Below are 9,027 nucleotides of genomic sequence, written 5' to 3' on the forward strand. Positions count from 1 at the left end.
CCCCCGCGCCCGTGCGCGGCGGGCAGCGGTCGCACGAGCGCGCGCAAGGCCGCACGCGGGAGCAGCTCTACGAAGACGCCCGGCGCCAGGGCATCGAGGGCCGCTCGAAAATGAACAAGCAGGAACTGGCCAAGGCCGTGGGCCGCTGAAGCGCGGCGCCGGGGGCCGTCCGCGGGGCCACCCAGCCGGTGCATGCATTGCGCCGTTTCACGCTATGCCGCTATGCCGCTATGCCGCTATGCAGCAGATAGCTGCGATCGCTTGCTGAGCCAGCGCCATACGTGTCTTTCTGCAAAAAAACGGGCGCCCGCGGTACCGCCCCGTTGACGGTGGTCCCTGGGCCAGCACCAGCCGGCCATCGCTGCACCGCCCGACCGCACATTGCAGCCCCTCACAGCGTGACGGCTTGGCACCCCGTGACGATTTGTGGCGCGTACGCCACCACAGCGCTCAGCCATCGTCCAGCGCATACGGAGGGCGCCGCAGCTTCGGGGGGGTAGCACCAAACCGGGGCGAATCCGGTGCAAGAGCGCGCACGGCCGTCCCAAGGTGGTGCACTCACCCGCCCACATCGCCATCCCCGCGCACCGGCGGGGAGCAATGAACACGCCGCCTCACACGACCGGCCCGACGCTTCCCAGCGCGCACCCGCCCTGCGGAGCGCGCAGGCACTGCGGCGTGCAGCGCGACGCATGACGCCTCCCCGGTGAAGCGGCCATCGGGCCGCAGGCATCACCACCCACCTTCCCACCGGCGGGCGCGATGCGCCTCCGTCTGTGCGGCAGCACGACCAACAGCGTGCACGGCCAGCGACAGATCCGATGCACACCACACGGCGCACCTGCGGCGGCGGTCGGCCTGCGGCGGCGGGCACGGCGCTTGCTGTCCACCATCAACCTTCCAGCCACGTTCGCTGGCACACCGCGACGAAACCCCTCCAGCTTGCAGCCGCCGGGCGCATCAACGCACCGAGTGAAGCGACTTGGAAATGACCTCCCGCGATCGGCCGCATGGGCGGCTGCGCGAGCCAGTGACCGGCATGGAGTGAAACGATATGGAATTGTTGGCTCCTCGCGTTCGGCCGCACCTGCGGTCGTGCGAGCCATTGACACCAGCATTGAGTGAAACGATATGGAACTCACCCCTCGCGAAAAAGACAAGCTCTTGATCTTCACCGCCGCCCTGCTGGCCGAGCGCCGCAAGGCCCGGGGGCTGAAGCTCAATTACCCCGAGGCCATGGCACTGATCAGTGCCGCCGTGATGGAAGGCGCGCGCGATGGCAAGACCGTGGCGCAACTGATGAGCGAAGGCCGCACCGTGCTGACGCGCGCCGATGTCATGGACGGAATCCCCGAGATGATTCCGGACATCCAGGTCGAAGCCACCTTCCCCGATGGCACCAAGCTCGTCACCGTCCACCAGCCGATCGTCTGACCCTTTTGCCTCTTTCCCTCTTTGTGGAGCCCCCATGCGCATCGCACTCTCACACCGCCATACAGCCGCTCTTCTTTTTGTAACTGCCAGCGCAATCGGTACCAGCGCCAGCGCTCATACCGGCGCTGAATCCCACATCCACAACAGTTTTCTGAGCGGCTTTGTCCACCCCCTGTTCGGCCTGGACCACCTGGCCGCCATGGTGGCCGTGGGCCTGTGGAGCGCCCTGGCTGCGCGCAGCGCCGGACGTGATCTGCTGTGGGGCCCCGTGGGCTTTGCGGCCATGCTGCTGCTGGGCGCCGTGCTGGGTCTGCAGGGCGTGGCGCTGCCTGCGGTGGAGCCAATGATTGCCGCGTCGCTGCTGGTCACGGGCCTGCTGGTCGTATCGCGCCTGCGCGTGCCGGGTCTGGCGGCGGCGCTGGGCGTGGGGGTGTTTGCCGTGTTCCACGGCGTCGCCCACGGGCACGAGCTGGCGGGCAGCGACAGCGCCTGGCAAACCCTGGCGGGCATGCTGGCCGCCACCGTGTTGCTGCACGGCACAGGCTTAGCGGCTGGCTGGGCGCTGCGCCATCGTCACGTGTGGCTGGCCCGCGCCGCAGGTGCAGGCGTGGCAGTGTTTGGTGGCGCGCTGCTGGCGCAGATGGCCTGAGCCAGCGGAGCAACACGCCATGATCCCAGGCGAACTCATCACCGAACCCGGCGAACACCCGCTCAGCACCGGCCGCCGCACCCTCACGCTGGTGGTGCGCAACACCGGCGACCGGCCCATCCAGGTCGGCTCGCACTACCACTTTGCCGAGACCAACAACGCCCTGGGCTTTGACCGCGCCGCCGCGCGCGGCATGCGGCTGAACATTCCGTCCGGCACCGCCGTGCGGTTCGAGCCGGGCCAGGAGCGCACCGTGGAGCTGGTGGACTACGCGGGCGACCGCCGGGTGTACGGCTTTCAGGGCCTGACGCAGGGCGCGCTGTAGGCCATATTCAATCCAAATTAGCCTCTAGCGCTTACGGAGCATGCGCTAGCAGCTATCAAAACAATAGTTATCAGTTCTCGCGGAGCACTCTCACCATGGCAACCATTGGACGACGCGCCTACGCTGAAATGTTCGGCCCCACCGTGGGCGACCGGCTGCGCCTGGCTGACACCGAACTCCTCCTCGAAGTCGAAGCCGACTACACGCTGCGCGCGGGCAGCTATGGCGAAGAGGTGAAGTTTGGCGGCGGCAAAACCATCCGCGACGGCATGGCACAAAGCCAGCGCAGCAATGCACAAGGCGCGGTGGACACGGTGCTGACCAACGCACTGGTGGTAGACCACACCGGCATCTTCAAGGCCGACATCGGCCTGCGCGCAGGCCGCATCGCCTCCATCGGCAAGGCAGGCAACCCCGATGTGCAGCCCGGCGTGGACATCGTCATCGGCCCCGGCACCGAAGTCATCAGCTGCGAAGGCAACATCGTCACTGCCGGCGGCATCGACAGCCACATCCACTTCATTTGCCCGCAGCAGATCGAAGAAGCCCTGGCCAGCGGCGTGACCACCATGCTGGGCGGCGGCACCGGCCCCGCCACGGGCACGCTGGCCACCACCTGCACGTCTGGCCCCTTCAACATGGAGCGCATGCTGCAGGCGGCCGATGCATTCCCGATGAACCTGGGCTTTCTCGGCAAGGGCAACGCCAGCCTGCCCGATGCGCTGCACGAGCAGATCAACGCCGGCGCCATTGGCCTCAAGCTGCACGAAGACTGGGGCACCACGCCCTCGGCCATCAGCAACTGCCTGGACGTGGCCGAAGCCACCGACACGCAGGTGGCCATCCATAGCGACACGCTCAACGAATCGGGCTTTGTGGAGAACACCATCGCCGCCGTGGGCGGGCGCGGCATCTGCGCCTTCCACACCGAGGGCGCGGGCGGCGGCCACGCGCCCGACATCCTGCGCGTGGTGGGCGAAGACAACTTTTTGCCCAGCTCCACCAACCCCACCATGCCCTACACGCAGAACACGCTGGACGAGCATGTGGACATGCTCATGGTGTGCCACCACCTCGACGCGAGCATTGCCGAGGACCTGGCCTTTGCCGAGAGCCGCATCCGCAAGGAGACCATCGCGGCCGAAGACATCCTGCACGACCTTGGCGCCATCAGCATGATGAGCAGCGACAGCCAGGCCATGGGCCGCGTGGGCGAGGTCATCCTGCGCACCTGGCAGACGGCGCACAAGATGAAGGTGCAGCGCGGCAGCTTGCAAGGTGACACGGCCCGCAGCGACAACACGCGCATCAAGCGCTACGTGGCAAAATACACCATCAACCCCGCGATTGCGCATGGCATCAGCCACGAGGTGGGTTCTCTCGAAGTCGGCAAGTGGGCCGACATCGTGATCTGGAAGCCCGCCTTCTTCGGCGTGAAGCCCGCGCTCATCCTCAAGGGCGGCCTGATCGCCATGGCCGCGATGGGCGACCCGAACGCCTCCATCCCCACACCGCAACCCGTGCACTACCGGCCCATGTTCGGCGCGTTCGGCGGGGCCATCGCCAAGACCTCGCTCACCTTCGTATCGCAGGCGGGTCTGGCTGCAGGCATTGGCGAACGCTTCGGCCTGCGCAAGACCTTGAGCGCGGTGCACAACGTCCGGGGCGTGTGCAAGCGCGACATGGTGCATAACAGCTACACGCCCAGGATGGAAATCGACGCACAGACCTATACCGTGCGGGCCGACGGCCAGCTGCTCACCTGCGAGCCGGCCACCGTGCTGCCCATGGCGCAGCGCTACTTTTTATTCTGAGGTCGCGGCCCATGAACGCCTTGCTGCAAGACCTGCACATCCGCCGGGACGATCTGAGCGACCCGCGCATCGCAGCCTTCATGGAGGAGCACCTGCAGGACATGCGTGCCACCTCGCCGCCGGAAAGCGTTCACGCACTCGACATGGACCGGCTGCGCCAGCCCGAAATCCGATTCTGGACGGCCTGGCTGCCCGATGCAGCTGCCGCCAACCCCGGCCGCCTGCTGGGCACGGGCGCCCTGAAGCACCTGGGCGATGGGCATGCCGAACTGAAATCCATGCGCACCGCTGCGTCGGTGCGCGGCCAAGGCGTGGGCCGCGCGATCCTGGAACACATCCTGGGCCAGGCGGTGGACCTGGGCTACCACCGCGTGAGCCTGGAGACGGGCAGCCAGCCGTTCTTCGAGCCGGCGCATCAACTCTACCTGCGCTATGGCTTCACCGATTGCCCGCCCTTTGGCAGCTACGGGATGGACCCCAACAGCCGCTTCATGACCCGGCAGCTCTGAAGCCGCCCGGCAGACAATGCAGCCTTTGCCCCGCGGCACTTTCCCCCGACTTCACCATGATCCAGGTCTCCAAACTTCTCCCCCAGGGCCAGGGCCTTGCGCCCGTGCTGCTCAAGCGCGCCACCACCGTCGAACTCGACTGGGACGTGCGCCAGAAAAGCCGCTTTGCCGCCACCGACTCGGCCGGGCGCGAACTGGGCATCTTCCTGCCACGCGGCACGCTGGTGCGCGGCGGCGACGTGCTGGTGGGCGAAGACGGCTCCATGGTCCGCGTGCTTGCGGCACCGCAATCCGTGCTGGTCATCACGCACTGCCCCAACCACGGCACCGCGTTCGACCTGACGCGCGCCGCCTACCACCTGGGCAACCGCCATGTGCCCATCGAGCTGCAGCCCGACCACCTCAAGATCGAGCCCGACCACGTGTTGGCCGACATGCTGCGCGCCATGCACCTCATCGTGACCGAGCAGAGCCTGCCGTTCGAACCCGAAGGCGGGGCCTATGCTGCGGGGCAGGGCGGCGGGCACCATCACCATGGCGGACATGGGCATGGACACGGCCATGATCACTCCCACGACCAGAAGCCCGCTCAGGAACGTGAACATGAGCGTGAACATGCCAACGGCCACGCGCACGAGCGCGCTGAAACGCCTGCCGCAACACCTGCTGCCCGTGGCCGCGCCGTCCCCGTAGTCGCCCAGGGCCATGTGCACGGCCCGCACTGCAACCACGACCACTGAGCCCCCGTGCTGCTGCGCCCTCTTCCCACCGTTCGGGCTGAGCTTGTCGAAGCCAGGACACGCCCCGTGAAGAGCCCTGCCACACCCTGCCGGCGACCGGACTGACGAAAGCCTCCCCCCCGTGCGCAAACGCCCATCCGCCCCCCTGCCCGCCGCCAGCTTCCTACAGCTCATGTGGCTGGCCTCCCCCGCATTGCCCGTGGGTGGTTTCTCGTACTCCGAGGGTCTGGAAAGCGCCATTGAAAATGCCGGCATGGCCACCGAAGCCGCCGTGGGCAACTGGCTGCAGGACCAGCTCCAAATTGCCCAGGCCCGCGGCGACATGGCCCTCATCGCCAAGGCCGTGGGGGCTTGGCGGCGCAACGACCTGGCGCATGTGCGCGGACTCAACGACTGGGTGCTGCAAACCCGCGAAACCAGCGAGATGCGCCTGCAGACCGAGCAGATGGGACGCTCGATGGCCGACTGGCTGCGCAACCAGCACCAAGACGACGAGGCCCTGATGCCCGCCGTGCGCCACCTGGCCGGCCTGCCCCCCACCTATCCCGTGGCGTTTGCGCTGGCAGCCTCCACCACCCAGGCACCCGTGCGCGATGTGTTGCTGGCCTACGCCTTTGGCTGGGCCGAAAACATGGTGCAAGCGGCCCTCAAATCCATGCAGTTAGGCCAGAACGCAGGCCAGCGCATCCTGGCGCGGCTGGCCGATGCCATCCCTGCAGCAGCCGACCACGCCATCGGCCTGATGGACAGCGAACGCCAGGCCTTTTCCCCCATGCTGGCCATCCTGTCGGCACAGCACGAAACCCAGTACTCCCGCCTCTTCCGATCATGACGACCAGCACCCTGCACCACATCCCCAACCGCACCAAACCCCTGCCCCCGCTGCGCGTAGGCATCGGCGGCCCCGTCGGCTCAGGCAAGACCACCTTGCTGGAGATGCTGTGCAAGGCCATGCGCGACGACTATGACCTCATCGCCATCACCAACGACATCTACACCAAGGAAGACCAGCGCCTGCTCACCGTGAGCGGCGCGCTGCCGGCCGAGCGCATCCTGGGCGTGGAAACCGGCGGCTGCCCCCACACCGCCATCCGCGAAGACTGCTCCATCAACCTCGAAGCCATCGACCGCATGCTGGGCGAATTTCCCAACGCCGACATCGTGTTTGTGGAAAGCGGCGGCGACAACCTGGCTGCCACCTTCAGCCCCGAGCTGAGCGACCTCACCATCTACGTCATCGACGTGGCCGCCGGCGAAAAAATCCCCCGCAAGGGCGGCCCCGGCATCACCAAAAGCGACCTGTTCGTCATCAACAAGACCGACCTGGCCCCCCACGTGGGCGCCAATTTGGACGTGATGCACGCCGACACTACCCGCATGCGCACCACGGCCCAGGGCCTGAAGCCGTTCGTGATGACCAACCTGAAAGACCTGAGCGGCCTCACCGACGTGATCCGCTTCATCGAGACGCGGGGCATGCTGAAAAGATCAGCGCCCGCCGTGGGCTAGAATTCGCGCCTTCCCTCCCGGAGACTTGGGTGAGTGGTTTAAACCAGCAGTCTTGAAAACTGCCGACGGGCAACCGTCCGTGAGTTCGAATCTCACAGTCCCTTTCCAGGATTCATGACAGACGGGCCCGAGCGGCCCGTTTTGCTTTTCTACCCATCAGCTTACCTATCGCAGGGAGTGGTGCGTAGGCCCCCATCGCACTAGCCAATAGGCACGGCCTAGTGGCTCCTTCATACTCGATAACTTTGCTGCGCTGGTTGACTGCAGCCTGATGCAGATGAAGATGGCGCCACTTATCTCTACTTTGAGGTGCGAATGGATGATCGTCCGGATTTCAAGCTTGACGCCTACTTGGTAAAACAGGGCCAACGTGGCCCCCTCTGTGACGTCCGCGTATGGCTCCCCAAACAACCTGCCGACGATGGCCGAATGGAGGCCCAGGCTTTCGGTCTGCCCGTTGACAATGAGCTATGCGGCAGTGGCTTCTCTTTGGTCAATGATGAGGAGCCAGGTTTCTACTTCGAGGCCAGTGACATCCTTATCCGCTCTTCATCCACGCAGTTCGGACGACGTGTAGGCGGCACCACTCTGGAAATTGATCATGTTGAGCGTTTGACGATCCGACGAAATCTGCGCGGAGGGGCTTATCACGAGCTTCTGTCTGTCGAAAGTGCGACCTTTCAGTTAAGTCAGGTGCACTACGCCATTCCTTCCAAAGTATGGAGCATGGATTTCAGGGGCAATAGAGACTTTGGTCATTCCTACTCCCCTCCGCGCCTTCTGGTACGCGACTTATCCGGAGAGGGTTTAGCGCTGGAACTGGATCGCCATTGGAATTGGGTGGATCACGACGACGGAGACACCGTTGTCGCTAGGAGTACCCCTGTGTTGGTGTTTCATGACCCTTCCAACGCATCTCCTGCTCCATTGAACACCTTGAGGCAAAGCGCACGCACGGCTGCATTGCTGCTCTCACTCGCGGCCCGTTGGCGAGTCGTGGTGCACGGTTTCCACGCTTACTTCAACGGCGTCACGCATGAGGAATGGGACTATCCTCTTTCCCGCGTGAGAGCAGCAAACGGATTGGAAGACTCCAGAGAGGTTTTGGTTCATCCGAGCTATCTAGAGAATTTCATCCAATCGGCCTCCTCTCGAATTAGTAGCTTTGGGGAGTCTGAGAGCGATGCAGTCTTCCTCGCCATTTATTCACTCCATCCGACAGTCAAGCATTCCGTCGAATCTCGATTTCTGGCCCTATTCGTCGCACTGGAGGGCTTAGCTCGGCAATTTGGTAGCGCCAACGGCGGCATGCATAGCATCATCCCAGCATTGCTAGCGGCATATCCGCCGGGTATTTCTGGCCTCTGGCCGATTCTGGGTGAGCAAGGCTTGCCAGGGCTGAAGGATCTCCGAAATGAACTGGCACATGGCAGAAACTTCAGCAGGCGTGTCCCAGGTAGCCTTTCCGTTGCGGAAGATCATTTGCAGCTATGGATCGAATACCTTCTACTGTCTATCTTGGACGGACGAGCTTATGCGCATGGTCCGAATTGGCTTGCTCGACACGCCATCGAGCAACGAGATGAAATGGAATCCCTTCGCATTCATTTGAGCGAGGCGGGTATCAGAAGCAGGTCGTAGCAAGCAGCTTAGGAAGCCTTGTCACCCGACGACCGCAGATAGCGGCTACCACTCATGGCCATTGTGCGAGCAGCGCATCCTCTCTTGAACACTTTCGCGCCAATGCATACCTCACTATCGTGCTCCGTGCATCGCGTAGCCGATGGCACCGGGCTGCTATAAATTCAAGATGCATCCAGCATCGTTGTCTACCGCCGAGTTCCTAGCAATCGCTTACCAAAATCCGATCAACGCGGAACTACTCTACGTCCTACGTGACCTGCGCATTTCCCAATGCCATCTGACAGCGGGGTGCCTATTTCAGGCCGTATGGAACCACCGTGTTGGCGCCGATTGAATCTTGACAGTGTGTGCCGATCCAACTTTGATAGGGGGCGTGTAGCCAGCGTTGGTTAGGCTGGCTGTG

At 64.2% G+C, this 9,027-nt stretch carries 10 protein-coding genes and 1 tRNA gene; all 11 read left to right on the forward strand.

What is annotated here, in order from left to right:
• A partial coding sequence (locus ACDELDRAFT_RS15645) for a Rho termination factor N-terminal domain-containing protein (RefSeq protein ID WP_005798511.1) occupies positions 1–149 on the forward strand: 149 nt, incomplete at its 5' end.
• 982 nt (positions 150–1,131) lie between these two features.
• Positions 1,132–1,434, forward strand: coding sequence for an urease subunit gamma (locus tag ACDELDRAFT_RS15650; RefSeq protein ID WP_005798512.1), 303 nt, complete (start codon positions 1,132–1,134; stop codon positions 1,432–1,434).
• A 34-nt stretch (positions 1,435–1,468) separates the two neighbouring features.
• Positions 1,469–2,083 (forward strand): HupE/UreJ family protein, encoded by a 615-nt coding sequence (locus tag ACDELDRAFT_RS15655; RefSeq protein ID WP_005798513.1) that lies wholly within the window; start codon positions 1,469–1,471, stop codon positions 2,081–2,083.
• 19 nt (positions 2,084–2,102) lie between these two features.
• Positions 2,103–2,408 carry an urease subunit beta gene (locus ACDELDRAFT_RS15660; protein ID WP_005798514.1) on the forward strand — a complete coding sequence of 102 codons (306 nt, stop codon included), beginning with the start codon at positions 2,103–2,105 and terminating at the stop codon, positions 2,406–2,408.
• A gap of 95 nt (positions 2,409–2,503) precedes the next feature.
• Complete coding sequence (ureC, locus tag ACDELDRAFT_RS15665; protein WP_005798515.1) at positions 2,504–4,222, forward strand: urease subunit alpha; 1,719 nt, start codon at positions 2,504–2,506, stop codon at positions 4,220–4,222.
• Between the two features lie 11 nt (positions 4,223–4,233).
• Positions 4,234–4,731, forward strand: a complete 498-nt coding sequence (locus tag ACDELDRAFT_RS15670; protein ID WP_005798516.1) for a GNAT family N-acetyltransferase — start codon at positions 4,234–4,236, stop codon at positions 4,729–4,731.
• A 56-nt stretch (positions 4,732–4,787) separates the two neighbouring features.
• Positions 4,788–5,471 (forward strand): urease accessory protein UreE, encoded by a 684-nt coding sequence (ureE, locus tag ACDELDRAFT_RS15675; RefSeq protein ID WP_005798517.1) that lies wholly within the window; start codon positions 4,788–4,790, stop codon positions 5,469–5,471.
• Between the two features lie 172 nt (positions 5,472–5,643).
• A complete protein-coding gene (locus tag ACDELDRAFT_RS15680; protein WP_005798518.1) occupies positions 5,644–6,303 on the forward strand; it encodes an urease accessory protein UreF in 660 nt (219 codons plus the stop codon).
• On the forward strand, positions 6,300–6,980 hold the full coding sequence (gene ureG, locus ACDELDRAFT_RS15685) for an urease accessory protein UreG (RefSeq protein WP_005798519.1): 681 nt from the start codon (positions 6,300–6,302) through the stop codon (positions 6,978–6,980). The genes ACDELDRAFT_RS15680 and ureG overlap by 4 nt, the downstream gene beginning before the upstream one ends.
• Before the next feature lie 18 nt (positions 6,981–6,998).
• Positions 6,999–7,088: transfer RNA gene (locus tag ACDELDRAFT_RS15690), tRNA-Ser, on the forward strand.
• A gap of 207 nt (positions 7,089–7,295) precedes the next feature.
• On the forward strand, positions 7,296–8,621 hold the full coding sequence (locus tag ACDELDRAFT_RS25145) for a hypothetical protein (RefSeq protein WP_005798521.1): 1,326 nt from the start codon (positions 7,296–7,298) through the stop codon (positions 8,619–8,621).
• Positions 8,622–9,027: the final 406 nt, after the last annotated feature.

This window comes from Acidovorax delafieldii 2AN (assembly GCF_000175235.1).
Taxonomy (GTDB): domain Bacteria; phylum Pseudomonadota; class Gammaproteobacteria; order Burkholderiales; family Burkholderiaceae_C; genus Acidovorax; species Acidovorax delafieldii_B.

Coding starts and splice junctions, on each gene's coding strand:
- ACDELDRAFT_RS25145 (WP_005798521.1), top strand. CDS start 7,296: ATGGATGATCGTCCGGATTTCAAGCTTGACGCCTACTTGGTAAAACAG.
- ACDELDRAFT_RS15670 (WP_005798516.1), top strand. CDS start 4,234: ATGAACGCCTTGCTGCAAGACCTGCACATCCGCCGGGACGATCTGAGC.
- ureE (WP_005798517.1), top strand. CDS start 4,788: ATGATCCAGGTCTCCAAACTTCTCCCCCAGGGCCAGGGCCTTGCGCCC.
- ureG (WP_005798519.1), top strand. CDS start 6,300: ATGACGACCAGCACCCTGCACCACATCCCCAACCGCACCAAACCCCTG.
- ureC (WP_005798515.1), top strand. CDS start 2,504: ATGGCAACCATTGGACGACGCGCCTACGCTGAAATGTTCGGCCCCACC.
- ACDELDRAFT_RS15680 (WP_005798518.1), top strand. CDS start 5,644: ATGTGGCTGGCCTCCCCCGCATTGCCCGTGGGTGGTTTCTCGTACTCC.
- ACDELDRAFT_RS15650 (WP_005798512.1), top strand. CDS start 1,132: ATGGAACTCACCCCTCGCGAAAAAGACAAGCTCTTGATCTTCACCGCC.
- ACDELDRAFT_RS15655 (WP_005798513.1), top strand. CDS start 1,469: ATGCGCATCGCACTCTCACACCGCCATACAGCCGCTCTTCTTTTTGTA.
- ACDELDRAFT_RS15660 (WP_005798514.1), top strand. CDS start 2,103: ATGATCCCAGGCGAACTCATCACCGAACCCGGCGAACACCCGCTCAGC.